Genomic DNA, 24,905 nt, shown 5'->3' on the forward strand with positions numbered 1-24,905 from the left:
CTCTTGATCAACGGCGTTTGTTCGGGGTTAGGGGAGGAGGGTTCCCAGGGCGGTGGACTCCAGGTCGGCGCGGATCACCGCGGCGTCGCCCTCGATGACCAGGGTGAGGGCTTCCGGGTGCAGGTGGGTGGCTGCCGCCGCGGAGACCTGGTCCACGTCGGCGGAGAGCAGCGACTCGCGCAGCCGCGCGTGGTAGTCGTCCGGCAGGTCGTGCACCACCAGGGTGGTCAGCGCGGACGCGATCGCCCGGGGGCTCTGCAACTCGACCGAGAGCTGCCCGGCGCGCCAGGAGCGGGCCACCTCCAGCTCGTCCTCGGTCACCCCGGTGGCCTGGGTACGGGTGATCTCGCCCACCGCCTCGACCAGGGCCGGTGCGGTGACCGCCGTCTGCACGCCGGAGCTGACCGCGAACCGACCGAACCGCCGCGACGCGGCGAAGTCGCCCCGGATGCCGTAGGTGTAGCCGTGCACCTCGCGCAACAGGTGGTTGAGTCGGGAGGTGAACGCCCCGCCGAGCACCGTGCCGGCGAGTGTCATCGGCACGTGGTCGGGGTGCGCCCGGTGTGGTGACGGGTGGCCCAGCCGCAGCGTGGACTGCACCGAGCCGGGCCGGTCCACCAGGATGATCCGCCGTTCGCTGTGCAGCGGCACCTCGGTGGGGCCGCCCCGCTCGGCAGGGCCACCACCGGTGCCGGCGAACGCCGCGGCGGCCAGCGCGTCCAGGTCGATCCGGTCCAGGTCACCGGCGACGATCAGGGTGCCGGGACGCAGGAACCACTCGGAGTGGAAGACCGTCACGTCCTCCACGTCCAACCCGGCGACCGACTCCGGGTCGCCGTGCATCGGCCGTCCCCAGCGGTTCTGCGCGCCGAACAGGTCGGCGCGCAGCGCGGCGTCGGCGCGCGGGCCGGGGTTGGCCCAGTCCATCCGGAGCGCGGTCGCCTCGTCGTCGCGGACCCGGCGTACGTCGGCGGGGTCGAGTTTGGGCGTCCGGACCGCCTCGGCGAGCAGTTCCACGGCCGCACTCAGCCGGTCCACCGGGATCACCACGCTGGCCTGGAACGAGTCCCAGTCCAGACCGGTCGACAGCGCGGTGCCGAGCCCTTCGACGGCGAGCGCGTACGCGGCGGCGTCCCGCTGCGCGGTGCCCTCCTCCAGCGCCTTGGCCAGCACACCGGACAGGCCCTCCTTGCCGACCGGCTCCTGGCCCGCGCCCACGTCGAGCAGCAGCAGGGCCACGGCAAGGTTCTGCCCCGGCAGGTGCGCGGCGACGACCTGACCACCGGCCGCGGCACGGCGGACCACCGGCGGGAACCGGTACGGGCGGGCGGCGCCCGGGCCGGGACGGTCGGCGATCAGCGTCATGAGGTCTCCTCGGGCAGGTAGGTCAGGGTCACCCGGTCGGTGGCGAGCACGTCGGCGGCGGCCTCGGCGATCTGCTCGGCGGTGACCGCGAGCAGGGCCGGCAACTGGTCGGCGATGCGGGCCGGATCACCGAACTGCGTGGTGTACCGGCCGAGCAGGTCGGCGCGGCCGTCGACGGTGGACAGCTGACGCCACCACCCGGTGCTGAGCAACGCCTTGGCCCGATCCAGCTCGGCGGCGGTGACCGGCACGGTGGCCAGCTCGTCGACGACGTCGGCCAGCCCTTCGGCCAGCCGCTCGGCGCTCACTCCGGGGCGGGCGGTGGCGGTGGCGATCAGCGGTGCCGGCGCGTGTGCGAGGTCCACCCCGTACGCCCCGACCAGGTCCGGTTGCGCGATCCGCTCGCCGTCGGCGAGGCGCTGGTAGAGCCGGCTGCCCCGGCCGCTGCCCAGGATGGTGGCGAGCACGGTGATCACGTTGTATCCCGGGCTGCCGAACGGGTAGCTGCGGTGGGCGATGTAGACCCGTGGCGCCGGCACGTCGGCGCTCACCGACTCGACGGCCGTCTGCCCCGTGGCGGGGACGTTGCGGCCGTCCGGTGCCTGCGGGATGTCGTCGCGGGCGGGCAGCGCGCCGAAGTACTTGTCGGCGAGCGCGAACACGTCGGAGGCGGTGGCGTCGCCGACCACTGTGAGCACCGCGTTGTTCGGCGCGTAGTAGGTCTGGTGGAACGCCTGGAAGGTGGCCAGGTCGGCGGCGTTCAGGTCGGCCATCGAGCCGATCGTCGCGTGGTGGTAGGGGTGCCCCGGTGGGTAGAGCAGCGGCAGCAACCGCAGCCAGGCGTCGCCGTACGGCACGTTCTCGTAGCGCTGCCGGCGCTCGTTCTTGACGACGTCCCGCTGGTTGTCCAGCGTCTCCTGGGTGAGGGCGGGGACCAGGCCGCCCATCCGGTCGGCCTCCAACCAGAGCGCCAGCTCCAGGTGCTCGGCCGGGACCGTCTCGAAGTAGTTGGTCCGGTCCGGGTTGGTGGTGGCGTTGAGCGAGCCGCCGGAGCCCTGGATCAGCTTCATGTGCTCGGTCTTCGCCACGTTCACCGAGCCCTCGAACATCAGGTGCTCGAAGAGGTGGGCGAAACCGGTCTGCCCGGCCGGCTCGTGCCGGGAGCCGACGTCGTACCAGAGGTTGACGGCCACGGCGGGCGCGGTGCGATCCTCACTCACCACCACGCGCAGGCCGTTGTCCAGTCGGGACGTCTGAATGGGCCAGGGGTAACCGCTGTCGGGCATGCCCCGACGCTATCCGATCTCGGGGGCGGAAAGGTGACGTGCGGTCGGTCGGCGAGCCGACCCGGGCGGCATCGGAGCCGCCGCGCGGGGTATCGGAGAGCAATGACCGTCGCCCCGCCTCCGTCCCGGGCCGCTGGCCGGGCCGCCACCGCCGTCGAACGCGCCAGCAAGGCACTCGGCCGGCTGCGCCGCGGCCGGTTGCTGCATCCGGCCGGTCGCTCGTTCGTCGGCGAGACGGTGATCTGGGGTACGCCCGGACCGCCCACCGGGGTCGCTCTGCTGGACGACCCCGGCCGGTACCGGACCACCGTCCGGCTCTCCAAGGGAACGCCCACGCCCGGCAGTTGGCCCGACGTTCTGGGCCTCGCGCTGCGCCTGCACGGTGACGGTGGCCGGCCGTTCGACCTGCTGGTCAGCTCCAGCGGCGCGGCCCCGGTGCTGCGGAACCTGCCACTGCCCCGACGCCGCTTCACCGGCACGTACAGCACGATCATGTGCTACCGCGCGGGTCGACGCCGCCTCTGGCTGGCCGCGCTGGCCGACCCCGACTCGGCCGACCTCGGTCGCAGCCTGGCCACGGCGGTCGCCGCGACCCGGACGGACACCCCGCGCCTGGTGCTCGCGGTCGCGTCGGCGGTGGGGCCCTGGCGGCTGGTCGGGCAGGTCAGTCTCGGCGCCCAGGTCAGCGCCGAGGAGGACGCGGCGCTCGCGTTCGACCCGGTGCGCAACCTGCCACCCGAACTGCGGGTGGCAGGTCCGCTGGCCTGGCTGCGCGACCAGACCTACCGGGGGTCGCGCCGGGCCCGTGGGGCGACCGCTCAGTCCGGCGGTTCGACCGCCGCCACGGTCTGATCCGAGGTACGACGTTCCAGCACCGTATCGGGGGCGGCGTTCTGGTCCGCCGCGCGGAGGTCCGAGTCGGCGAGGATGGCCTCCGCCTGCGCCTCCGGGTCGTCGCTGCCCACCGCCTTCTCCTCGGGCAGGAGGTGGTGCGCGCGGGACTCCACCCGGTCCTGATCGCTCTGCTCGTGTGTCATGGCACCCCTGTTACCCCGACCGCGCCCCCGGCACGCGATCTCCGCCCCGCATCTTGGGACGACAGGGCGGGTGACCGCGTCCGGTCGGGTACGCTGGCCCGGTGACGCGTTCCTATCGATGGTTTAGGCAGCCGGCTCGCACGCCGGTGACTTCACCATGAACTGACGTCACCACGGACCGAGCCGGCTGGGCAGGAGCTGTCGTTCCTGCCCATTTGCGTACGAGCAGCCGGCTCGTCCCGGGCACCGGCCCCGGGCACGGTCGGCGGAAGGATGCCCACCGTGACGACCCCGGAGACTGATCGGGTCAGCGATCAGCGGATCGACCGTGTCGTGCCGCTGACCACGCCCGCCCTGCTGCACCACGAGTTGCCCCTGGACGCCCCGCTCGCGTCGGCCGTGTTGACCGGCCGCCGCGCGGTCGGTCGCGTGCTGGACCGCGAGGACGACCGCCTGCTGGTGGTGGTCGGCCCCTGCTCGGTGCATGACCCGGCCGCCGCCCTCGACTACGCGCAGCGTCTGCGGACGGCAGCCGACCGGCTCGCCGACGACCTGCTGATCGTCATGCGGGTCTACTTCGAGAAGCCGCGCTCCACCGTCGGTTGGAAGGGCCTGATCAACGACCCCGGCCTGGACGGCAGCGGGGACGTCAACACCGGTCTGCGGCTGGCTCGGGCGTTACTGCTCGACGTGCTCCGCCTCGGCCTGCCGGTGGGTTGCGAGTTCCTCGACCCGATCACCCCGCAGTACATCGCGGACACGGTGGCCTGGGGCGCGATCGGCGCCCGCACCGTGGAGAGTCAGGTGCACCGCCAGCTCGCCTCCGGCCTGTCCATGCCGATCGGCATGAAGAACCGCCCGGACGGCAGCATCGGCACGGCCGTGGACGCGATCCGCGCCGCCGGGGTGCCGCACGTCTTCCCCGGCATCGACTTCTCCGGCACCCCGGCGATCATGCACACCCGGGGCAACACCGACGGGCACCTGGTGCTGCGCGGCGGGGGCGGCCGACCCAACTACGACGCCGAGTCGGTCGCCGGGGCGCTCGACCTGCTCCGCGCCGCCGACCTGCCGGAGCGGTTGGTGATCGACGCCAGTCACGCCAACAGTGGCAAGGACCACCGCAACCAGCCGCTGGTCGCCGCGGACGTGGCCGCCCAACTGGCCGCCGGCCAGCGGGGGATCACCGGCGTGATGCTGGAGTCGTTCCTGCTGCCCGGCCGGCAGGAGCTCGACCCGACCCGGGAGCTGGAGTACGGCCGGTCGGTCACCGATGCCTGCCTGGGCTGGGACGACACCGCCGAGGTGCTCGACCACCTCGCCTCGGCGGTGCGGGCCCGTCGGGCCACTCTGCCGACGACGGTGTGACCGCCGACACCGCGGCGTACGGAACACGAGCGGGGGTCGGCTCGTTGACAGGGGTGTCGGTGTGTCCAGTGTCCCCGGGCCTCACCTAAATAGCCTTCGCGGAATACCGTCCGGCTGGAGCCGCGTAGTGCCACTCGCCGAGAGGCGACCTGCACACCGACACCAGCGCCGCCCCCGGCCCACAAGGCCGGGGGCGGCGCTGTCTGTACGCGGGCCCGGGGCAGCGGGATTTCCCTGGTCCCGCTAAAGCCGGGGGTGCGACAGGGCCCCCGTCAACCGTCTTCCCCGGTCATACGATCGATTGGTGAGCGAGATGTCGAACGACCTTGGCGCGTTTCTGAGTGCTCGAAGGGCGCTGGTGACACCGCAGCAGGCCGGCATCCCCGACGGGGGTGTGCGACGTGTTCCGGGCCTGCGCCGCGAGGAGGTCGCCATGCTTGCCGGCGTCAGCGCTGACTACTACCTGCGCTTGGAGCGGGGCCGCGACCGCAACCCGTCCGTGCAGGTGCTCGAGTCCATCGCACGCGTCCTCCAGCTCGACGACGAGCACCTGGCCTACCTGCTGAAGCTGGTCGCGGACACTCCCCGAAAGCGCAGACGTCGACCACGTAAGGAAATCGTTCCAGCCGGTGCGCTCAAACTCCTGGGCTCCCTCGTCCAGCCCGCCTTCATCGAGGGGCGGTATTTCGACATCCTTGCCTCGAACAGCCTCGCCAGAGCCCTCTCCCCACGGCTTGCCGAAGGGGGAAATCAGCTCAGGGATCTGTTCCTGAACCCCGCCGAGCAGGCACTGCACCCGGACTGGGAGAACATGACGGAGTGCTTCGTCGCGAACCTGCGACAGGCCGTGGGCACCGACATAGACGACCCCCGCTTCATCGAACTCACCGGAGAACTCTCGTTGGCGAGCGCCCGATTTCGTCAGCTCTGGGCACGCCACGACGTACGCGGACAGCGCGGAACGCCGATCCGGCTCAATCACCCGCAGGTCGGGGAGCTGACCCTCAATCGAGAACGGCTGAGCATCGCCGGAGCGGATGGCCTGATGCTCGTCGTCTATCACGCCGACGCCGGGTCGAGCGACGCGGAGAAGCTGACCCTCCTCGCCTCCGCGGGCCTACCCGCCATCCGCGAGCCACGAGCAGTCGAGCACGCCAGGGCCTGAAAACTGCCGATGGCAATGTCGAGCGATCAGAGGGGGTCCTGTCAGACCCCGGTCTCAACAGGGCTCCGGGTACGTCGGCCCGCGCTGGCTAGCGTTCGCGACATGACCGTCACATTGATCACCGGGGCCAACAAGGGCATCGGCTTCGAGACCGCCAGACAGCTTCTGGAGCTGGGGCATGTCGTCTACATCGGCGCGCGTGATGTCGAGCGAGGCGAGCAGGCCGCCACGGCACTCGGAGCGCGATTCGTCCAGCTCGACGTCACCGACGACGCGTCCGTGCGCGCCGCACTGGCCACGATCGACGCGGCCGAGGGCCGACTCGACGTCCTGGTGCACAACGCGGGCATTCTGGAAACCGGGCTCGACGGCCCCGCCGCGCTGCGTTCCTTCGACACCAACGCGGTGGGAATCGTGCGCGTCACCGAGGCGGCGCTGCCCCTGCTGCGCAAGTCCTCGAATCCCAACGTCGTCACCCTCTCCAGCAGCGCCGGATCGTTCTGGGCGGTGAACAATCCTGAGCGACCGGAGTTCGGCATGTCGCTCGCGTTGTACTCGGCGTCCAAGTCCGCGGCCACAATGCTGACCGTGCAGTACGCCAAGTCGCAGCCGGGCATCAAGTTCAACGCCCTCGAACCGGGCACCACCGCCACCGACATGACCGCGGCCTTCGGGATCGGTCGACCGGCCGAGGAGAGCGCCCGACAGGTCGTACGCCTGGCGACCCTGGAGCCGACCGGGCCGACGGGGACCTTCCAGGACGAAGCGGGGGCGCTGCCCTGGTGAGCCCCGTACGTCGGCCATCGGCGTGACGTTTGACCGATTCCGCCCCGGGTAGCTGATCGACGTGACCGACGACGCATCCGTGGCCGGCGAGCCGGGCACCCAGGCCCTCGACGACCTGCTCGACGACATCTTCCGGGCGCAGGAGCGGGTCACCCAGGCGGAGATCTATCGCCGGGCGGTGGCCGCCGAGCTTTCGCCGGACCTGCTCGCCCGCATCGACGCGCTTCCCGAGGGCGAGTACGCGGTGGACGAGGCCAGCGACCTGCTGGGCGGTTCCATCGGGTGAACGACCTGGGCGGCACCATCGCGTGAATGACCGCAGGAGGGACACCGACATGACGCACCACGAGGACCACGACGAGAAGGTGCCGGCGCTGGGTCAGCCCCCGAAGGGCAGGGACACCACGCCCGAGCCGGACTTCGCCAACGAGCACGACCGCACGGCGGTGGATCGGGACATCATCACCGGGGCGGACGAGGACGAACGGGAGCCGGAGTCGCCGCACGGTTGGTCCGGCATGCAACGTTGAGACGTACGAGAAAAGGGGGGCCGGCGTCTGCCGGCCCCCCTTCTCGTGTCCTGCTCGTCAGTCGTCGTCGTGGTGCCCACCCTCGGCGGCCTGCTGCGCCGTCGCGTACGCCATCTGGAGGAAGTCGGACGCGGCGACCGCCGTCAGCGCGGTGGCCACCAGGCGGGTGAGCCGGGGCGCGAGCACCAGGCCACCGGTCAGCCCGGTGGCCACCCAGACCGCCAGGCAGAACGGGCAGCTCAGCAGCTCACCGATGGCGTGCCGGGTCGGACTGCCCGAGTCGCGTACCTGCTCCATCACCTCGCCGCTGCCGATCGGTCGGTCGTAGCGGGTGAACGGCGCCCGCAGCGGGCTGGTCACCGCGTCCTTGGACAGCAACCGGCTCAGCTTGTGCGTGGCGATGGAGAGCAGCACCACGTCGGACGGCGCGGGACGTTCCGGCACCGGCCGGCCGGTCGCCTTGACCAGGCCGGCGAGAGCCCCGGTCACCCCGGCGTAGGCGCCCATCGCCACCAGGTAGCCGCCGAGCGGCCGGTGCTCGTGCGGCGCGTACGCCCGGCGCAGCCGGGCCGCCTTCTGTCGCAGGCCAGTGTCGCTCACCCGATCTCCTCACATGGTCGTGGTGGTGTGGGAACGGCGTCCCGCGCGGCCGGCTCAGCCGGCCTGGAGGTTGTCGGCGACCTCGCGTGCCAGGTTGGTGAGCGCCTCGTCCGCCAGCTGATCCGGACCGGGCCCGCCGGACCCGTCGGCCAGGTCGAGCTGGATCCGGGCGCCGCCGGAATCCGCCGGCTCCACCCGGATCTCGGCGGACCAGTCGTCGGCGTCGCCGTCGCCCCAGCGGGCGCGCAGCTCCTCGCCGCTGATCTCCGCCGCGGGGCTGCCGTCGCCGCGCAGCGGCTCCGGCAGCCAGGCCGAGGCCCGGTCGGGGTCGGTGGCGGTGCTGAAGACCACCTCGGGTGGCGCGGACATGCCGCGCACGGCGCGCGCCGGCATCACGCGTCCCGCAGGCGGCTGGGATCGACCTCGCGACCCGGGTGGCGGGCCAGGTACTCGGTCTCCAGCTCCGCCGTGCGCCGCAGGTGGTTCGCGAGTGCGGAGTCCGCCGCGTGCCGCAGGGTGTCCAGGCGGGTGCGGTGCAGGCTGTGCATCTCGCGGATCAGGTCCTCGTCGGTCAGCTCCGTCGGGTCGATGCCGAGCAGGTCGCCGTCGAGGCCGGGAGCGCCGGCCGGGTCGGCGAGCTGGTCGCCGCCCCACTCGGGCACCCGCTGCTCCGGGCTCATCTCGGCACTGCCGCTGGACGCAAAGTCGTCCTCACGTACCGATCCGGTCATGATCGCCCCCCTTGATCTCGTTTGGGCTGGCGTCTAGACGATTGCCCAGGCGTGGTGATGCCAAACCAAGCCGGCGAGGCGACGACTACGACACGGTGTCGGAGAGCGGTAGCGCCCCCGGTACCCTCAATGTCATGAGGCGGCTCTGGACCCCGGCGTGGATCGCGCGCCACGTGGCCATGGTCGTGCTGGTCGTGAGCTTCCTCGGACTGGGCTGGTGGCAGATCAGCCGGGCCACCGCCGGCAACAGCCTGAGCTGGGGGTACGCGGTCGAGTGGCCGATCTTCGCCGGCTTCGTGGTCTACGTCTGGTGGCGTGAGGTGAAGCTGGCCCGCCGCAGGGCGGCGGAGGCCGACGCGCCGCCCGAGGATCCGGCCGTCGAACCGACGCCGGCGGTCACCGACGGGTCCCGACCGACGGTACGCCGACCGGTGCGGGTGTCCCGGGTGCCGGCCACCGGCGACGTCGTCGAGGACAACGACCTGGCCGCCTACAACCACTACCTGTCATGGTTGAACGCCAATCCGGGCGCCCGGCCCGGTGACTATCCCGGCTGAGCCGGGCTCGGAAGGACGGACGAAGGTGGGCGCTGCCCTTACCCGGTACCGCGTGATCGCCTGGATCGTGGGCGTGGTGCTGATCCTGCTGGTCGTGATCGGCATGCCACTGAAGTACGCGTTCGACAACCCGGTCGTGGTGGAGACGATCGGGCCGGCGCACGGCTTCCTCTACATGATCTACCTGGTGGCCGCGTTCGACCTGAGCCGCCGAGCCGACTGGCCGCTGAAGCGGATGCTGCTGGTGATGCTGGCCGGCACCGTGCCGTTCGTCTCGTTCTACGCCGAGCGCCGGGTCAGCGCCTGGGTGGCCGCGCCGCAGCCGGAACGGGCTCCGGAGCCGGTCGCCCGCTGAGCTCGCCAAACCGCCGGGGGGTCGGCACGCGTCCGGCCCACCGCCAACGGGTCAGCGGTTGGGCCGCCACGGGTCCGCCGAGGCGAGCGGGTCGACCCAACTGCCGTAGCGGTTGACCTCCCGGGCCCGCAGCAGCGACCTGGTGACCTGGCCGAACTGCCGTTCGTCGTCGGCGCTGAACAGCAGCACCTCCGATCCCTGGTACCACCCCCACAGTTCGTGCGGCGGTGGCCGCCAGCGATCGCCGACCAGGGCAAGAGCGGCCGGGAGCAGGAACACAGCGCCGAGGATCAGGTACGCCTCGGCGGTGAGGCGTTGCAGGCCGCCGGTGAAGCCGAGGAGCACCCCGACGCCGCCGAGCATGCTGGCGGTGATGACGACGGCCCGGACGGCGATCCGGTCATGCGGACCCCGGGTGGTACGCAGATGGGTCAGGTCGGCGACCCGGTAACTGTTCCGACCGACGGTGAACCGGTCGACGGTCACGATGATGCCGGGCCGCGCGTACAGCAGGGTCGACCGAGCGCCCGGCACCGTTCGCGGCGGTCGCGTCTTTGCGCCTTCACGGTTCACGGTTCCTCCCGAAGGGGACGGTTGGCCGAGTGGACCCGAAGGCGATTCATCGCTGCCTGTCGACGGGATTCCCGGCTCCGGACTTCATTGTGTTGCGGCACCGCCAGTCGACCTGGGCATTTACCAGGTCCCGACAGTTCGCCACGGCTGGGTGACATCGCCGAGAAACAGCATCCATTTCAGCTTTTATCGGTTATCGCGGCCAGGAATCCGGCGGCATACGCCCGGAACGACGAAAGTCGCATATCCGTCAGTAGGCGGCGAAAAGGGCGATGTCCCCTCGTTCGCAGGTGTCATCCGCCACGATGGCGCCACCCAGCCCAGGGGCCCGACCCGCAACTCTCCCAACTTTCGCCCCTGCTTCAACTGCGAGCGACATCCGTCCCGGGTTAGGTTGGGCGAGCCGGTCCGGCCCAGTGCCGTCCGCCCGGATGACCCCGGCCGGTGTCGTCGAGGGCGTCAGCAGCCCCGACGGCCGTGGGAGAGGGGCCTTCCGCTCTTGTCATCCCTGAGAAATCTGCTGCGCACCGTGGCGCTGGTCGGCATGTCGGCCGCGCTGATCGCCCCGACGGCGGTGGCCCAGGCCGAGCCGTCCCCCGCCGACCTGACCCGCCGGATCGAGACGTCCTCGGCCGAGTTGGAGCGGGTCGTCGAGTCGTACAACAAGCTGCGTGAGGAGATCAAGGCAAACGAGGCCGCCGTGGCCCGATTACAGACCCGCATCGGCCCGCTCGAACAGCAGGTCGAGCAGAGCCGGGCCGACGTGGCGGAGCTTGCCTCCACCGCGTACAAGAGTGGGGGCCTGCGCACTGCGGACGCCCTGCTGCGTCCCGGCGGCTCGGCCGCGCTGCTGGACCGACTCGGCGCCATCGAGCAGTTGACCCGCCAGCGGCAGGAGCGCATCTCCGGCTTCACGGCCGACCAGCAGCGGCTGCTCGACGAGAAGGCCCGGCTGGGCGCGACGTTGACCCGGCAGGCCGCACAGGCTCGTCAGCTCGCCGCGGGTAAGAAGCAGATCGAGCAGGACCTGGCCAAGCTCTACGAGCTGCGCCGGCAGGCGTACGGGGCCGCCACCGAGCGACCCGAGCCCAAGGCGGCGACGACCGAGGCCAAGAACGTGCCCGCCGTGTCCGGTGCTGCCGGCACGGCGGTGCGTTACGCGTTCGGCGCGATCGGCAAGCCGTACATCTGGGCGGCCGACGGGCCGAACGGCTACGACTGTTCCGGTCTGACCTCGGCGGCCTGGCGGGCGGCCGGGAAGTCCCTGCCGCACAACACCAGGATGCAGTGGAGCGCGGTCGCCCACATCGGGCGGGGCGAGCTACGCCCCGGCGACCTGGTCTTCTACAGCGGGCTCGGGCACGTCGCCCTCTACGTGGGCGGCGGTCAGGTGATCGACGCGCCCAGCGCCGGTCGCAACGTGCTCAAGCGTGGCATGAACATGATGTCCATCCAGGGTTACGGACGGGTCCGCTAACCACGATCGGTAACGGCGAACGGCCGGCGTCCCCCTATCGGACGCCGGCCGTTCGCCGTCATTGCTACCAGGTCAGGCTGCTTGCAGCCCCTCCGCCCGGGCCAGCTCACGGAGCCGGCCGAGGGCCTGGATCTCCAGTTGCCGGATCCGCTCGCGGGACAGCGAGAAGCGGGACGCGACCTCGGTGAGCGAGTGCTCCCGGCCGTCCTCCAGCCCGTAGCGGGCCCGCATGATGCCGGCGGACCGGTCGTCGAGGTGGTTGAGCAGCCCCTCGATGCGCTGCCGCTCCAGGCCGCTGAGGACGATGTCCTCCGGCGACGGCGCGTCACTGTCGGCGACCAGGTCACCGAGGTTCGTGTCGCCGTCGTCGCCCACCGGGGTGTCCAGCGAAACGGTGTCCTGCGACCAGCGGCGCAGCTCGTTCACCCGCTCGACGGTGACGCCGAGGGCGTTGGCGATCTGCTCCGGCTCCGGGTCGCTGCCCAGCTCACGGGTCAACTGCCGGGCCACGTTGCGCATCCGGTTGACGTCCTCCACCAGGTGCACCGGCAGACGGACGGTGCGCTCCTGCTGGGCGATCGCCCGGCTGATCGCCTGCCGGATCCACCAGGTGGCGTAGGTGGAGAACTTGTAGCCGCGCTCGTAGTCGAACTTCTCGACCGCCCGGACGAGGCCGGTGTTGCCCTCCTGGATCAGGTCCAGCATGGGCATCCCCGAGCGCACGTAGCGCCGAGCGATCGACACGACCAGTCGGAGGTTGGCGCGGATGAAGAGATCCTTCGCCCGCTCCCCCTCGACGACCAGCCACTCCAGGTCGGCCCGGTCGACACCGGCGGGAACGGCTTCCTCACCGAGCAGGTGCTCGGCGTAGAGGCCGGCCTCGATCGCCTTGGAGAGATCGACCTCCTTGGCGGCGTCCAGCAGTGGCGTCCGGGAGATCTCGTGCAGGTAGACGCCGACCAGGTCGCGCTCCTCGGCAACCTCGTCGGTTCGCATGCCGATGTTCTTGTCCACGTTGCCCACGGTCCCCTCGCTCGCGCCGGTTGCCCGGTTCCTTGCCATTCCCCACACCTGTCAGCCCCTGGTAACTTCTGCTGTGCCCATCGGTGCTGACACCTACACAACAGATGAGACGTGTCGGGGATTCCTCGTCGTGAGTCGAAAGTGTCACGAATGCCTGAGTAGTAGCTGAGAGCACGGTCCATGTTTGCTGTCAGCACCCCATCGGGTGGCTCGCCACTGGGCACCACGTACGGGTTACCGCACCATGGCAACACCGCCCGCCGTGGGGGCACAGCGACCCGGGTCACCACCGCGATGCGATCCTGGTCACTGCCAGATACGCACCGGTGAGCCGGTCGGTTCATCCACGGGGGTGTTATTACCCCCCGGCCAGATGAACAATCCGAGGCCCCATTCGCTTCCCGGGGCCGGGTGGCGCTAGGAGGCGAGCAGGGCGAGGGCGCCGCGCACCTGATCGGCCGAGCGGGCCAGCGCGGCCCGGGCAGCGTCGATCTCAGCGCCCGAGACGAGGGCGACGAGCGCCGTCTTCAGGTCCCCGTCGGCCTGGCTGAGGGCCTGCCGGGAGAGTTCCTCCGAGCAGCCGGTGGCCTCGACCAGGATCGAGATCATTCGTCCGCGGAGTTTCGCGTTGGTGGCCACCATATCGATCATGAGGTTCGAGTAGACCCGCCCCAGGCGCACCATGACGGCGGTCGAGAACGTGTTGAGCACCAACTTCTGCGCTGTGCCCGCCTTCATCCGGGTCGACCCGGTGACCACCTCGGGTCCGGTGTCCACCCCGATGAACACGTCGACCGACCGGGCGGCCTCCGCCTCCGGATTGGCGCAGAGCAGCACCGTCGAGGCGCCCTTGGCGCGGGCCGAGGCAAGCGCCCCGAGGACGTACGGGGTGCGACCGCTGGCCGCCAGACCAACCACCAGGTCCCCGGCCCGTACACAACTGGCCGCTTCGACCGCGCCGCCCCGATCGTCGTCCTCAGCATCCTCGACGGCCCGCCACATGGCGTCCGGGCCGCCCGCGAGGTGCGCGCAGAACCAGTGTCGGGGCGAGTTGAAGGTGGGGGCCAGTTCGGCCGCGTCGAGCACGCCAAGCCGGCCGGAGGTGCCGGCCCCGAAGTAGTGCACCCGGTGACCGCCGCGAAGCGCCGCGACCGCCAGGTCGACGGTGGTGGCGATCTCGTCGAGCACCGCGGCGACCGCCGCGGGCACCCGCCGGTCCGCCTCGTTGATCACGGTAAGCACGTCCCGGGTCGACATCAGGTCGAGGTCGACGCTGAGCGGGTTACGCCGCTCGGTGGGGGCGCCCACCCGGACCGTGGGGCGAGCGGGCCGTGCGGGCATCTCCGCACCGGCCGTCATGCCCGCCTCCGGTTGGCACCCACCCGGTGCGACTGGACCGCCTCGGCGGTCGCCTCCAGGGCCTTGCGGGCCCGGGCCCGGTTGCGGGCGGCCACCCCGACGAAGAGGCAGTCGACCACTGTGAGCTGGGCCAGCCGGCTGGCCGTCGCGCCGGAGCGGTAGGTGGTCTCCCGGGCCGCCGTGGTCAACACGAAGTCCGCCACGTCGGTGATCGGCGAGCGCGGGAAGTTGGTCAGCGCCACGGTCGCGGCACCGCGGGTACGGGCCTGCTCCAGCACCTCGATCACGTCGGAGGTGGTGCCGGTGTGCGAGATGCCGATCGCCACGTCTCCCCGGCCCAGGAGGGCGGCCGAGGTCAGCGCGGTGTGCACGTCCGGGAAGTAGAAGGCGATCCGGCCGATGCGGTGCAGCTTCTGCTGGAAGTCCGAGGCGACGAACCCGCTGGCGCCGGCGCCGTAGATGTCGATCCGAGCGGCACCACTGATCGCCTCGACCACCTGCTCGCAGACGGCGGGGTCGAGTTGCTCGGCGGTCTCCTCGACGGCGCGGGCGTCGTTGAACGCGATGGTGGCGATGATCTGCGCGAGGTCGGCGCCGGGCGGGATGTCACCGCCGACCACTCGGGCGTCCGGCGGCTCGATCCGGCGGGCGGCCTCGGCGGCGAGGCGGATGCGCAGCTGGGGGTAGCCGTCCATGCCCACCGAACGGCAGAACCGGATGACGGTCGCCTCGGATGTCTCGGCTGCGGTGGCGAGGTCGGTGATTGTCCGCCGGGCGGCGGCCGCCGGGTCGGAGACGACCAGCCGCGCGACCCGCTGCTCGGCGGGCGACAGCGATGGCAACAGCCCGCTGATGTGGACGATCAGCCCACCGGGCTCGTGACTCGCAGAAATCTTCGGACTCTTCGCCACGGATGAAACTTACTTTCACCAAGCGTGAGCGTCAACTATGACTGTCCGAGGTGGGGGAAACTTTGATCGCCGGGATCACCGGTCCCGCACAGCCTGCCACTTCCCCAGGATCGCCGCCTCATCCGCCGGGTCGAGTCCACCATGCCGGACGGCGGCCGGGTGTGCGGCCATCCAGGACGCGGTCGCCCGAACGGTGTCGGCCAGCGGACGGACCGTCAGACCGGCGTCCAGGGCCGGCCGGACGTCCCGGTCCATCAGGCCAGCGGTCTCCGGCAGTCGCACCCAGAGCGGCAGCGCCCGCTCCCCCGACCACTCGCGTACGTCGTGGGACAGCAGGAACTCCTGGTCGACCCAGGTGAGGACCGGATCGGCGACGCCCAGCCCGGCGGCCAGCCCGGCCAACAGGTCGGCCCGGGACATCGCCGGACCGGTGCCGTCGTACGTGCCGACGAGGCGGGTGCCGGCGGCGTGCAGCAACCAACGCGCCAGATCGGCGACGTCGACGAACTGCACCCGATCGGCCGGGTGCCCGGGGGCCAGCACCTCGCCACCGGCCGACAGCCGCCGCACCCAGTACGGGAAACGGTCGCTCGGATCCTCCGCGCCGACGATCAGCCCCGCCCGGCAGATGAACGAACGGTCCACGCCCATCCGCTCCCGGACCAGCTCCTCGATGCTCACCTTGCACTCGCCGTACCAGCGGTGATCCGGGCCGATCGGACCGTCCACGTCCGGCGGGGCCGGCGCCAGGATCGGCGCGTCCGCCGCCGTCTGGCCCGGGGTGGTGTGGTCCGCGTACACCGAGATCGTCGACACGAACGACCAGTGGCCGACGTGGTCGGCGAGCGCGGCCAGCGCGTGCCGGGCGTGGCTGATCTGGCGGGTCACGTCGACCACGGCGTCGAAGCCCGCGTCGGCGAGCGGGACAAGCGATTCGGGATCATCGCGGTCGGCCGCCACGAACCGCGCCCCGGCCGGCACGGCGCCGGACACGCCCCGGGCCGCACAGGTCACCTCGTGACCCTGCTGAACGGCGAGCCGAGCCGTCGCCCGGCCGAGGAACTGGGTGCCACCGAGAATGAGGATCCGCATCCGCCGATCCTGCGCCCCCAAGGTCCGAACAACCCAACCAATCTGCCCACGGCAGACCGCGATCATGAAGTTGTCGCCACTCAGATCGGCGTGTCACGGCAACAACTTCATGATCGACGGCGTGGGGCGGAGGGGCGCGGGGGGAGGTGGGGGCGCCGGGGGGCACTAGCGTGGGGTCATGGGAGAGCGCAGCGTTTTGGTTACCGGGGGTTCCGGTGGGCTTGGCGGGGCGGTCGTCACCGCGTTCGTCGAGGCGGGCTGGCGGGTGGTCGTACCGGAGCGGAAAGCCCGGCCCGGGTCGGAGCCGGCGGCGGACGGACTGGTCCGGGTGGTCGCGGACCTGGGCGAGCCGGCGGGCGCGGCGCAGGCGGTCGAGGCCGCGGCCGGTGAACCGACGGCGCCGCTGCGCGCGGTGGTCAACCTCGTCGGGGGGTACGCCAGCGGCGGGTTGGTGCACGAGACCCCGGTCGAGGAGTTCGAGCGGATGCTCACCGTCAACCTGCGGCCGACCTACCTGGTCACCCAGGCCGCGCTCCCGCACCTGGTGGCGTCCGGCGGCGGCGCGGTGGTCTGCGTCTCGGCCCGCGCGGCAATCGCCCCGTTTCGTGGCGCGGCCGGCTACTCGACGGCCAAGGCGGCGGTACTTGCCTTCGCCAACGCGGTCGCGGTGGAGTACCGGTCGCAGAACGTGCGCTGCAACACCGTGCTGCCCAGCGTCATCGACACCTCGGCGAACCGGGCGGCCCAGCCCGACGCCGACCATTCCCGCTGGGTGACGCCGGACGAGATCGCGCCAGTGATCCGGTTCCTCGCGTCGGCCGAGTCAGCTCCGACCAGTGGCGCCACCGTGCCGGTCTACGGGCGGGCCTGAGCCACCACCGGGCCGACGTCCTCTCCGCCCGACGAGGACGGCGGCAGCCAGGTCTCCAGGTGCGCCTGAATCTGCTCGGTCACCTCCTCGGCCGTGCGGCCCGCGTCCACCAGCACGAAGCTGGGGTATTCGGGCAGTGCCCGGTAGGCGGTGTCGGCGGCGGTCAGCCACCCCATCGTCTCGTGGTCGGTGCCGCGTTCCTCGATGCGCCGGTACGCCTCCGCCGGGTCGACGGCGAGCAGGAAGGTGACCTGCGGCGTCGGGAACAGTCGGTAGCCGGCCCGGGCGAGCCGCTCCCAACGCTGCCCGCCGTGCGCCCGGATGCTCGCGTACTGGCAGGCCGAGTAGCGATCCATCACCGCCGTCCGGCCGGTGAGCAGACAGCTGACCAGGGCGATGGCGATGGCCAGCCAGCGCAGCACCGACTCCACCGCCAGCACGCCGTCGCGACCGACGAGCCGTTGCGCGTCCGGCCGGCCGAGACGGTGGGCGAGCCGGCCGAGCCAGCGGCGACCACTGGCGTTGCGGCGGTAGGTGGCGGGGCGTCCGGCGGCGGTCAACGCGTCGGCCAACCGGTGTGCCTGCGTGGTCTTGCCCGAACCGTCGATCCCGATCAGGGCGACGGTGCGCAATCGGGCCTTGCGTCGTCGCATCCCCGATGATCTGGCCACTCTCCACAGGTTATCCGACCCACGCACCTGCTCCGCGAGGTTTGTGGCGCTTCATCCCTGTTCACGCCCGACCGCGACACCAGCAGGTGTGGACGACCGGAATGCCGGGTACCGGAGTTTGAAATCCAACCGCCGGTCCACCAACACGACGACGGAGGCACCAGATGGCTGAGCGCGGGGACGAGAGTCTTGTGCACACCCTCAAGAAGGTCGCCGCCGTGCTCAAGCAGTCCGAGATTCCGTTCGCCCTGGGCGGCAGCTTTGCGGTCTACGCCCACGGGGGCCACTCGAGCGATCACGACGTCGACTTCCTGATCCGGGAGGCCGACGTGGAAGAGGCACTGGAGGCCCTGGTGGCCGCCGGCTTCGTCGCCGAGCGCCCACCGGAGGACTGGCTGGTCAAGGTCTTCGACGACGGCCGGATGGTGGACCTGATCCACCGGCCGATCGAGACGCCGGTGACCGAGGAGACGTTCGCCGACACCGTCATCCGGCCGGTGGACGCGATTCACATGCCGGTGCTGTCCGCCAGCCAGCTGATGGTGCACAAACTGCTCAGCTTCTCCCAGCACTACTGCGACTTCGCCCGCGGTCTGCCGCTGGCCCGCTCGCTGCGGGAGCAGATCGACTGGGAACGGGTACGCAAGGAGACGCAGCACTCGCCGTACGCCGAGGCGTTCCTGATGCTGCTGGACCGGCTGGAGGTGGTGCCGGCCGCCGGCACCCAGCCAGGAGAGGGGACATCGTGACCCACCATCGCGACATCGGCGCCGAGCCACCGGACGAGTACGTCGAGGCGGAGATCCAACGGTTGCTCGTCGAGGACCCCGCCGTCGCCGAACAGGGGATCACAGTGGTTCGACGGGAACGCGCCCTCGTGCTCTACGGCGAGGTGGAGAGTCCGCACCGGCGGGAGGAGATCCTGCGTCGGGTGTCCGAGCGCTTCCCGGACGTGCCGATCACCAGCGACATCGGGGTGATCCGCGCCCAGGCGCCCACGGAGATCGAGCAACTGCCCTGAGGGAGGTTTCATGGTGATCCGGATTGCCGCTGTGGGCGACGTGCATCTGGACGAGGACGTGGTCGGCCGGTTCCGACCGGCGTTGGAGGAGCTGCCGGATTGCGCTGATGTGCTGCTGCTGGCCGGGGACCTGACCCGGCACGGCACCGAGGCCGAGGCGCGCTGCGTGGCAGAGGAGTTCGGCGGATTGGCCGTACCGGTGGTGACCGTGCTGGGCAACCACGACCACCAGTGTGACCAGGTGCCACAGGTGGTCAAGGTGCTGGAGGACGCGGGCATCACCGTGCTGGAGGGCAACGGCGTCGTGCTGGACTGCGCGGGTGGCCGGCTCGGCATCGCCGGCGTCAAGGGCTTCGGCGGCGGATTCGCCGGGCGGTGCGCCAGTGACTTCGGCGAGCCGGAGATGAAGGCCTTCGTGCGGACCACCACCGACAGCGCGGACCGCCTCGGTGCGGCGCTGCGCTCGCTGGACTGCGACATGCTGGTCGCGCTCACCCACTACTCGCCGGTGCCGGACACACTGGCCGGCGAGCCGTTGGAGATCTACCCGTTCCTGGGGTCGTACCAGTTGGGGCAGGCGATCGACTCGGCGCCCACGGCGCTGGCCGTGCACGGTCACGCGCACGCCGGCACCGAGCGCGGCACGACCCCCGGTGGGGTACGCGTCCGCAACGTCGCGCACCCGGTGATCAAGCAGGCGTACAGCGTCTTTCACGTTGGCGATCAACTCGACACCGACCAGGTTTCCCCGATCGGCCAGTCGGGTAGTCAGAGGTCATGGAGCTGATTCTCTGGATTCTCGCAGTCGTACTCGTGGTCGCCGGCATCCTCGCGCTGTTCCGCCGGCAGATCCTGTGGGGCGTCGTCCTCATCGTTGTCGGGCTGTTGGTCGGCCCGGGTGGTGTCAGCATCTTCAATTAGCGCTCGTATTCCTTAACACCGGGACCCGCCGGGGTCGCCGCGACCGGAGCTTCGTCCTCCCGACAGAAGCACCGGCCGTGGCGATCCCGGCGCTTTTTCGTGGGTGGCCGGCCCATGGACCGCCCTCCCGCTCGGCGGTTTGAGCCGACCTCCGGAGGAAATATCTCGACCATGGAGATATCTCAGGACGCGCCGGCGGCCTCCGGGCGGCGAGCGTGGTGGGGCCTCGCCGGGTTCGCGGCGGCGGTCTTCGTCGCCGCCGCGATCGGCGGGCTGGGCGTGCAGGGCACCACCGAGGAGTACGCGAACCTGCGGCAGCCCGGCTGGGCCCCGCCCTCGTGGCTGTTCGGCCCGGTCTGGTCGCTGCTCTACGCGCTGATCGCGGTGGCCGGCTGGCTGGTGTGGCGCCGGGTCGGCTTCTCCCCCGCCCTCTGGGCGTGGACCGCCCAGCTGGTGCTCAACGCGATCTGGACCCCGCTGTTCTTCGGCGCGGGGCAGTACGGGCTGGCGTTCGCCGAGATCGTTCTGATGTGGCTGGCGATCGGCCTGACCGTGGTGCTGTTCGCCCGGGTGTCCCGGGTCGCGGCGGCGCTGCTGCTGCCGTACTGGGCCTGGGTCACCTTCGCCGCCGCGCTGAACCTGTCGATCTGGCAGCTGAACAACTGACCGACCGGTCCCCGGCGGCGGTGGCCGCCGGGGACCGTTGCCGTAGCCGGGTCAGCAGCGGGGCACGCCGGGGATGTAGCCGTCGTGCCCGGTGTACACGTACGCGTCGGCGATGTAGCGGCCGGAGCCGATCCGGTCCCAGATCGAACTGGTGCCGAACGTGCCGGTGACCGTGGTGCCGCTGGTCTGGCAGGCGATGGTCACCCGGGTGCCGTCGGCGACGGTGCCCACCGAGGCGTACCCGGTGCCGGGGCCGGAGCGGACCGTCAGCGGCGTGCCGGCGGTGTCGACAGTGCCGTTGCCGCTGCCCGAGGAGCACCCGTTGTCACTGCTGTAGCTCCTGGTGCCCCAGTACAGCGCGAGCGTTCCGTTGAAGCGGACCTGGATGTCGGCCCCGTTGAGGCGCTGCTCGTAGTGCAGGTGTGGGCCGGTGGATCCGCCGGTGCTGCCGACCCAGCCGAGCACCTTGCCGTACCCGACCGTCTGCCCGACCGAGACGTTGAACCCGTTGAGGTGCGCGTAGTAGGTGCTGTAACCGCCCCCGTGGTTGATTCGGACGTACTTGCCGTAGCTGGTGCCGCCGAGGTCGGTCACCCGGTCGACAGTGCCGGGGGCGCTGGCGACCACCGGGTCGCCGAGGTCGTCGGTGCGGTTGAAGTCGACGGCGTACGCCGGGCTGTGGTCCGACCGGGTCTGCCCGGACCAGGACTGGCCGCACGGGAACGGCACTTTGAAGGTCGGCGCGGCCATCGCCGGGGTCGCCGGCACCAGCGCTCCCCCGACGAAGAGACCCGTCACCAGCAGGCTGATCCACCGCTTTCGCATACAGCTCCTCCTATGTCGAAAACCTTCGATCCGGTGTGCCCAGCCTGACAGATATCGTCAATCTTCGAAAGAGTCCCCAGCATGTCCCGGGAGCGCGCCCACCAGGCAGCCCGCAGGTTTCCGGATTGTTACTCGCTCGTGTCTGACAGGGGGTGGACCGGGCCGGATGCAAGCGCTTACATGTGTGCACGCCCAATCGGACCGGCGACGGGTCACCAGCACGACCGCGCCGGCTAGGAAGGAGGACGGCATGGCGGTCTTTACCAGACCACGCCAGGCCTTCGTGATCGCCGGTGTACTCGGGCTGGCGCTCAGCGCCACCGCCTGCGGTACCGGCGACGACAAGAAGAGCAGCAATGCGGGCTCCGCGGAGTGCGCCGCATACGACAAGTACGAGGGCCACGACGGCAAGAAGGTCTCCATCTACGCGTCCATCCGTGACGCCGAGGCCGACCTGCTGGAGCGGTCCTGGTCGCAGTTCACCGAGTGCACCGGCATCGAGATCGACTACGAGGGCAGCGGCGAGTTCGAGGCGCAGCTCCCCGTCCGGGTCGACGGTGGCAACGCCCCCGACATCGCCTTCGTGCCCCAGCCGGGCCTGGTGAAGCGTTTCGCGGACGCCGGCAAGCTGAAGTCCCTCGGCGCCGACACCAAGGCCCTCGCCGAGCAGAACATGCCGGCCGACTGGCTGAAGTACGGCACCGTGAACGGGACGCTCTACGGCGTGCCGCTCGGCGCCAACGTGAAGTCCTTCGTCTGGTACTCGCCGAAGACGTTCAAGGAGAAGGGCTGGGAGGTTCCGACCACCTGGGACCAGCTCATCGCCCTGAGCGACAAGATCGCCGCCAGCGGCACGAAGCCGTGGTGCGCGGGCGTCGAGTCCGGTGACGCCACCGGCTGGCCGGCCACCGACTGGATCGAGGACGTGGTCCTGCGTACGCAGGGTCCCGAGGTCTACGACCAGTGGACCACCCACGCCATCCCGTTCAACGACCCGAAGATCATCGACGCGGTCGACCGCGCCGGCAGCATCCTCAAGAACGACAAGTACGTCAACGGCGGCTTCGGCGGCGTCAAGAGCATCACCACCACCGCCTTCCAGGAGGCGGGCCTGCCGGTGACCACCGGCAAGTGCGCGATGCACCGACAGGCGTCGTTCTACGCCAACCAGTTCCCCGAGGGCACCAAGGTGGCCGAGGACGGCGACGCGTTCGCCTTCTACTTCCCGGCCATCGACCCGGCCAAGGGCAAGCCGGTGCTGGGCGCGGGCGAGTTCGTCGTCGGCTACGCCGACCGTCCCGAGGTGCAGGCCGTGCAGACCTACCTCGTCTCGGCGGAGTACGTGAACAGCCGCGCGAAGCTCGGCAACTGGGTCACGGCGAACAACAAGCTGGACATCGCCAACGTCGCCAGCCCGATCGACAAGCTCTCCGTCCAGATCCTCCAGGACAAGACGGGCACCTTCCGCTTCGACGGATCCGACCTGATGCCGGCCGGCGTCGGCGCGGGAACGTTCTGGAAGGGCATGGTCGAGTGGCTGAACGGCAAGGCGACCGCCCCGGTGCTCCAGGGCATCGAGAGCAGCTGGCCTAAGTGATCCCCGGCGGTGGCCCGGTCCGCTGACGCGGGCCGGGCCACCGGCCGAGGTGGACCCGGAAGGGAGGGTTGATGGAGTTCGACTTCGCCGATGAGCAGCCGAAGCTCCTCATGCTGATGTACGGGCTGGTCGCCTTCGTGCTGGTGGTGGGTGGTCTCCTGCTGCTGCTCGACGTGGTGCCGGCCTGGTTCGCCCGGCGACGGGAGGCACAGCTCGTCGCCGCCTCGGCGAGTGGTGCTCCACTTCCCCGTCGACTCAAGCAGCGGGAGGGGATCTTCGCGCTCTTCTTCATGCTGCCGACGCTGTTGCTGCTCACCATCGGTCTGGTCGTGCCGGCCATCCGCACCGTGCTGCTCTCCCTGATGAACAGGACCAGCACGGAGTGGGTGGGGTTGGACAACTTCGGCTGGATGTTCTCCGACGACGCGATCGTCCGGGTCCTGATCAACACCCTGATCTGGGTGCTCCTGGTCCCGCTGGTGGCGACCGGGTTCGGCCTGATCTACGCCGTACTGGTGGACAAGGCCCGGTTGGAGGCCGTGGCCAAGTCACTGATCTTCCTGCCGATGGCCATCTCCTTCGTCGGCGCCAGCATCATCTGGAAGTTCGTCTACGCCTACCGAGGCGAGGGCGACCAGATCGGTCTGCTCAACCAGATCGTGGTCAGCCTGGGCGGTGAGCCCAAGCAGTGGCTGCTCGAATCGCCACTGAACACGCTGCTGCTGATCGTCATCATGGTCTGGATCCAGGCCGGTTTCGCCATGGTGGTGCTCTCCGCCGCGATCAAGGCGATTCCCGGCGACATCGTCGAAGCCGCCCGGCTCGACGGTGTCAGCCCGTGGCAGATGTTCTGGCAGATCACCATGCCGAGCATCCGACCGGCGCTGATCGTCGTGATGGTGACCCTCACGATCGCCACGCTCAAGGTCTTCGACATCGTCCGGACCTCGACGAACGGCAACTACGACACGAGCGTGATCGCCAACGAGATGTACAACCAGGCGTTCCGGTACAGCGAGAACGGGCGGGGTTCCGCGCTCGCGGTCTTCCTCTTCATCCTGGTCATCCCGGTCGTGATCTACCAGATCCGTAACCTCCGTCAACAGCGGGAGGGCTGAGATGACCACCGCAACGCCCACCGTCGCCGCCGGCACCCAGAAGACCGACGGCACCCCGACCAGCGCGGCCGGCCGGGTCCGCAAGCGGTTGAACAGCCGCACCGCGACGCTCGTCTCGATCGTCATCGCGGTGGTCTGGACCATCCCGACCTTCGGCCTGCTCGTCTCCTCCCTCCGCCCAGAGGACGAGATCAAGACCACCGGCTGGTGGACGGCCTTCACCAACCCGCAGTTCACCTTCGAGAACTACGAGCAGGTCCTGTTCGGGCGCTCGGCGTCCTCCGGGCAGCTCGCCGGTTCCTTCATCAACTCGCTGGCGATCACCATCCCGTCGGTGCTCTTCCCGCTCGCCTTCGCGTCCCTCGCCGCGTACGCGCTCGCGTGGATCAACTTCCGTGGCCGGGACTGGCTCTACATCGCGATCTTCGCGTTGCAGATCGTGCCGCTGCAGATGGCCCTGGTGCCGCTGCTGAGGTTCTTCTCCACCGGGGTCACCCTCGGCGGCGTCACACTGATGCCGGCCTGGGACCTGGTCGACGAGCAGAAGTTCGCCCAGGTGTGGTTCGCGCACACCTGCTTCGCGCTTCCGTTCGCCGTCTTCCTGCTGCACAACTTCATCTCGCAACTGCCGGGTGACCTGATGGAGGCGGCCCGGGTCGACGGGGCAACCCACCCGAAGATCTTCCGCACCATCGTGCTGCCGCTGATCACCCCGGCGCTGGCGGCGTTCGGCATCTTCCAGTTCCTCTGGGTCTGGAACGACCTGCTGGTGGCGCTGATCTTCGCGGGCGGCAGCGACGAGACCGCTCCGCTCACCGTCCGGCTCGCCGAGATGGCCGGCACCCGGGGCAACGAGTGGCAGCGCCTGACTGCCGGCGCGTTCGTCAGCATCGTCGTCCCGCTCATCGTGTTCCTGTCCCTGCAGCGTTTCTTCGTGCGAGGTCTGCTCGCCGGCAGCGTCAAGGGCTGACCCGCGCGTCCGCCGCCGCCTGGCCCCTCG

General features: G+C 70.5%; 30 protein-coding genes and 1 pseudogene. 18 read left to right on the forward strand and 13 right to left on the reverse strand.

The window, feature by feature from the left end:
• Positions 1-27: 27 nt before the first annotated feature.
• Positions 28-1,365, reverse strand: a complete 1,338-nt coding sequence (locus ACQRWP_RS22080) for a M16 family metallopeptidase (RefSeq protein ID WP_430497408.1) — start codon at positions 1,363-1,365, stop codon at positions 28-30.
• Entirely contained in the window at positions 1,362-2,651 is a 1,290-nt protein-coding gene (locus ACQRWP_RS22085; RefSeq protein WP_430497410.1) for a M16 family metallopeptidase, read from the reverse strand. Before ACQRWP_RS22085 ends, ACQRWP_RS22080 begins: the two co-directional genes overlap by 4 nt.
• Positions 2,652-2,753: 102 nt before the next feature.
• Here ACQRWP_RS22085 and ACQRWP_RS22090 point away from each other — a divergent pair, with 102 nt between their 5' ends.
• A complete protein-coding gene (locus ACQRWP_RS22090) occupies positions 2,754-3,503 on the forward strand; it encodes a phosphodiesterase (RefSeq protein WP_430497412.1) in 750 nt (249 codons plus the stop codon).
• On the opposite strand, the gene ACQRWP_RS22095 is transcribed toward ACQRWP_RS22090, so the two are convergent.
• Positions 3,470-3,688 carry a hypothetical protein gene (locus tag ACQRWP_RS22095; protein WP_410822120.1) on the reverse strand — a complete coding sequence of 73 codons (219 nt, stop codon included), beginning with the start codon at positions 3,686-3,688 and terminating at the stop codon, positions 3,470-3,472. The two genes, ACQRWP_RS22090 and ACQRWP_RS22095, sit on opposite strands and share 34 nt — an antisense overlap.
• Before the next feature lie 273 nt (positions 3,689-3,961).
• On the opposite strand from ACQRWP_RS22095, the gene ACQRWP_RS22100 reads away from it, so the two are divergent.
• The 5 genes from ACQRWP_RS22100 (at position 3,962) to ACQRWP_RS22120 (ending at position 7,537) form a co-directional block, all read left to right on the forward strand.
• The gene (locus ACQRWP_RS22100; protein ID WP_091405633.1) at positions 3,962-5,056 is read left to right on the forward strand and encodes a 3-deoxy-7-phosphoheptulonate synthase; all 1,095 of its coding nucleotides are present in this window, start codon (positions 3,962-3,964) and stop codon (positions 5,054-5,056) included.
• Positions 5,057-5,369: 313 nt separating this feature from the next.
• Entirely contained in the window at positions 5,370-6,221 is an 852-nt protein-coding gene (locus ACQRWP_RS22105; RefSeq protein WP_430503258.1) for a helix-turn-helix domain-containing protein, read from the forward strand.
• 102 nt (positions 6,222-6,323) lie between these two features.
• Positions 6,324-7,007 (forward strand): SDR family NAD(P)-dependent oxidoreductase, encoded by a 684-nt coding sequence (locus ACQRWP_RS22110; RefSeq protein ID WP_430497415.1) that lies wholly within the window; start codon positions 6,324-6,326, stop codon positions 7,005-7,007.
• 52 nt (positions 7,008-7,059) lie between these two features.
• Positions 7,060-7,293: a hypothetical protein gene (locus tag ACQRWP_RS22115; protein WP_430503259.1), complete on the forward strand. Its 234-nt coding sequence runs from the start codon at positions 7,060-7,062 to the stop codon at positions 7,291-7,293.
• A 49-nt stretch (positions 7,294-7,342) separates the two neighbouring features.
• Positions 7,343-7,537 (forward strand): hypothetical protein, encoded by a 195-nt coding sequence (locus tag ACQRWP_RS22120; protein ID WP_091405645.1) that lies wholly within the window; start codon positions 7,343-7,345, stop codon positions 7,535-7,537.
• 57 nt (positions 7,538-7,594) lie between these two features.
• Here ACQRWP_RS22120 and ACQRWP_RS22125 read toward each other — a convergent pair whose 3' ends face one another.
• Genes ACQRWP_RS22125 through ACQRWP_RS22135 form a run of 3 tightly spaced genes read right to left on the reverse strand, consistent with a single transcriptional unit; the run spans position 7,595 to position 8,871 of the window.
• The gene (locus tag ACQRWP_RS22125; RefSeq protein ID WP_196919420.1) at positions 7,595-8,137 is read right to left on the reverse strand and encodes a DUF1360 domain-containing protein; all 543 of its coding nucleotides are present in this window, start codon (positions 8,135-8,137) and stop codon (positions 7,595-7,597) included.
• Positions 8,138-8,191: 54 nt separating this feature from the next.
• The gene (locus ACQRWP_RS22130) at positions 8,192-8,530 is read right to left on the reverse strand and encodes an SRPBCC family protein (RefSeq protein WP_238678168.1); all 339 of its coding nucleotides are present in this window, start codon (positions 8,528-8,530) and stop codon (positions 8,192-8,194) included.
• Positions 8,530-8,871 carry a DUF6158 family protein gene (locus tag ACQRWP_RS22135; protein ID WP_430503260.1) on the reverse strand — a complete coding sequence of 114 codons (342 nt, stop codon included), beginning with the start codon at positions 8,869-8,871 and terminating at the stop codon, positions 8,530-8,532. Before ACQRWP_RS22135 ends, ACQRWP_RS22130 begins: the two co-directional genes overlap by 1 nt.
• A 131-nt stretch (positions 8,872-9,002) precedes the next feature.
• On the opposite strand from ACQRWP_RS22135, the gene ACQRWP_RS22140 reads away from it, so the two are divergent.
• A complete protein-coding gene (locus ACQRWP_RS22140; RefSeq protein ID WP_430497417.1) occupies positions 9,003-9,425 on the forward strand; it encodes a hypothetical protein in 423 nt (140 codons plus the stop codon).
• Between the two features lie 25 nt (positions 9,426-9,450).
• A complete protein-coding gene (locus ACQRWP_RS22145; RefSeq protein WP_354945497.1) occupies positions 9,451-9,780 on the forward strand; it encodes a DUF3817 domain-containing protein in 330 nt (109 codons plus the stop codon).
• Between the two features lie 51 nt (positions 9,781-9,831).
• Here the strand turns inward: ACQRWP_RS22145 and ACQRWP_RS22150 are convergent, their stop codons facing one another.
• On the reverse strand, positions 9,832-10,353 hold the full coding sequence (locus ACQRWP_RS22150) for a DUF6232 family protein (RefSeq protein WP_238678172.1): 522 nt from the start codon (positions 10,351-10,353) through the stop codon (positions 9,832-9,834).
• A 499-nt stretch (positions 10,354-10,852) separates the two neighbouring features.
• On the opposite strand from ACQRWP_RS22150, the gene ACQRWP_RS22155 reads away from it, so the two are divergent.
• Positions 10,853-11,830, forward strand: coding sequence for an NlpC/P60 family protein (locus tag ACQRWP_RS22155; RefSeq protein WP_430497420.1), 978 nt, complete (start codon positions 10,853-10,855; stop codon positions 11,828-11,830).
• A 72-nt stretch (positions 11,831-11,902) separates the two neighbouring features.
• Here ACQRWP_RS22155 and ACQRWP_RS22160 read toward each other — a convergent pair whose 3' ends face one another.
• The 4 genes from ACQRWP_RS22160 to ACQRWP_RS22175 form a co-directional block, all read right to left on the reverse strand.
• Positions 11,903-12,892: a sigma-70 family RNA polymerase sigma factor gene (locus ACQRWP_RS22160; protein WP_091405669.1), complete on the reverse strand. Its 990-nt coding sequence runs from the start codon at positions 12,890-12,892 to the stop codon at positions 11,903-11,905.
• Between the two features lie 378 nt (positions 12,893-13,270).
• Positions 13,271-14,212 (reverse strand): N-acetylmuramic acid 6-phosphate etherase, encoded by a 942-nt coding sequence (gene murQ, locus ACQRWP_RS22165; protein ID WP_430497422.1) that lies wholly within the window; start codon positions 14,210-14,212, stop codon positions 13,271-13,273.
• A complete protein-coding gene (locus tag ACQRWP_RS22170; RefSeq protein ID WP_238670458.1) occupies positions 14,209-15,123 on the reverse strand; it encodes a MurR/RpiR family transcriptional regulator in 915 nt (304 codons plus the stop codon). Before ACQRWP_RS22170 ends, murQ begins: the two co-directional genes overlap by 4 nt.
• 75 nt (positions 15,124-15,198) lie before the next feature.
• Entirely contained in the window at positions 15,199-16,215 is a 1,017-nt protein-coding gene (locus tag ACQRWP_RS22175; protein WP_430497424.1) for an NAD-dependent epimerase/dehydratase family protein, read from the reverse strand.
• A 178-nt stretch (positions 16,216-16,393) separates the two neighbouring features.
• Here ACQRWP_RS22175 and ACQRWP_RS22180 point away from each other — a divergent pair, with 178 nt between their 5' ends.
• Positions 16,394-17,086, forward strand: coding sequence for an SDR family NAD(P)-dependent oxidoreductase (locus ACQRWP_RS22180; protein ID WP_430497426.1), 693 nt, complete (start codon positions 16,394-16,396; stop codon positions 17,084-17,086).
• Here ACQRWP_RS22180 and ACQRWP_RS22185 read toward each other — a convergent pair.
• Positions 17,071-17,739 (reverse strand): thymidylate kinase, encoded by a 669-nt coding sequence (locus ACQRWP_RS22185; protein WP_430503261.1) that lies wholly within the window; start codon positions 17,737-17,739, stop codon positions 17,071-17,073. The two genes, ACQRWP_RS22180 and ACQRWP_RS22185, sit on opposite strands and share 16 nt — an antisense overlap.
• A gap of 179 nt (positions 17,740-17,918) precedes the next feature.
• Here ACQRWP_RS22185 and ACQRWP_RS22190 point away from each other — a divergent pair.
• The 5 genes and pseudogenes from ACQRWP_RS22190 to ACQRWP_RS22210 all read left to right on the forward strand — a co-directional run.
• Positions 17,919-18,506 (forward strand): annotated as a pseudogene (locus tag ACQRWP_RS22190) (nucleotidyltransferase); the annotation flags it as partial.
• The gene (locus ACQRWP_RS22195) at positions 18,503-18,778 is read left to right on the forward strand and encodes a hypothetical protein (protein ID WP_430497428.1); all 276 of its coding nucleotides are present in this window, start codon (positions 18,503-18,505) and stop codon (positions 18,776-18,778) included. The pseudogene ACQRWP_RS22190 and the gene ACQRWP_RS22195, both read left to right, overlap by 4 nt.
• Positions 18,779-18,788: 10 nt before the next feature.
• The gene (locus tag ACQRWP_RS22200) at positions 18,789-19,565 is read left to right on the forward strand and encodes a metallophosphoesterase family protein (RefSeq protein WP_430497430.1); all 777 of its coding nucleotides are present in this window, start codon (positions 18,789-18,791) and stop codon (positions 19,563-19,565) included.
• The gene (locus ACQRWP_RS22205; RefSeq protein ID WP_165947907.1) at positions 19,556-19,699 is read left to right on the forward strand and encodes a GPGG-motif small membrane protein; all 144 of its coding nucleotides are present in this window, start codon (positions 19,556-19,558) and stop codon (positions 19,697-19,699) included. The genes ACQRWP_RS22200 and ACQRWP_RS22205 overlap by 10 nt, the downstream gene beginning before the upstream one ends.
• Before the next feature lie 171 nt (positions 19,700-19,870).
• Positions 19,871-20,365: a TspO/MBR family protein gene (locus ACQRWP_RS22210; protein ID WP_430497432.1), complete on the forward strand. Its 495-nt coding sequence runs from the start codon at positions 19,871-19,873 to the stop codon at positions 20,363-20,365.
• Positions 20,366-20,416: 51 nt separating this feature from the next.
• On the opposite strand, the gene ACQRWP_RS22215 is transcribed toward ACQRWP_RS22210, so the two are convergent.
• Positions 20,417-21,190: a peptidoglycan DD-metalloendopeptidase family protein gene (locus ACQRWP_RS22215; RefSeq protein ID WP_430497434.1), complete on the reverse strand. Its 774-nt coding sequence runs from the start codon at positions 21,188-21,190 to the stop codon at positions 20,417-20,419.
• A gap of 250 nt (positions 21,191-21,440) precedes the next feature.
• Between ACQRWP_RS22215 and ACQRWP_RS22220 the strand changes: the two genes are divergently transcribed.
• From ACQRWP_RS22220 to ACQRWP_RS22230, 3 genes are all read left to right on the forward strand, one after another.
• Positions 21,441-22,787, forward strand: coding sequence for an ABC transporter substrate-binding protein (locus tag ACQRWP_RS22220; protein ID WP_430497436.1), 1,347 nt, complete (start codon positions 21,441-21,443; stop codon positions 22,785-22,787).
• Between the two features lie 71 nt (positions 22,788-22,858).
• Positions 22,859-23,905, forward strand: a complete 1,047-nt coding sequence (locus ACQRWP_RS22225; protein WP_430497437.1) for a carbohydrate ABC transporter permease — start codon at positions 22,859-22,861, stop codon at positions 23,903-23,905.
• Between the two features lies 1 nt (position 23,906).
• Complete coding sequence (locus ACQRWP_RS22230) at positions 23,907-24,875, forward strand: carbohydrate ABC transporter permease (protein ID WP_430497439.1); 969 nt, start codon at positions 23,907-23,909, stop codon at positions 24,873-24,875.
• Positions 24,876-24,905: the final 30 nt, after the last annotated feature.

It is taken from the genome of Micromonospora trifolii, from assembly GCF_050516465.1.
In the GTDB taxonomy this organism is placed as follows: domain Bacteria; phylum Actinomycetota; class Actinomycetes; order Mycobacteriales; family Micromonosporaceae; genus Micromonospora; species Micromonospora trifolii.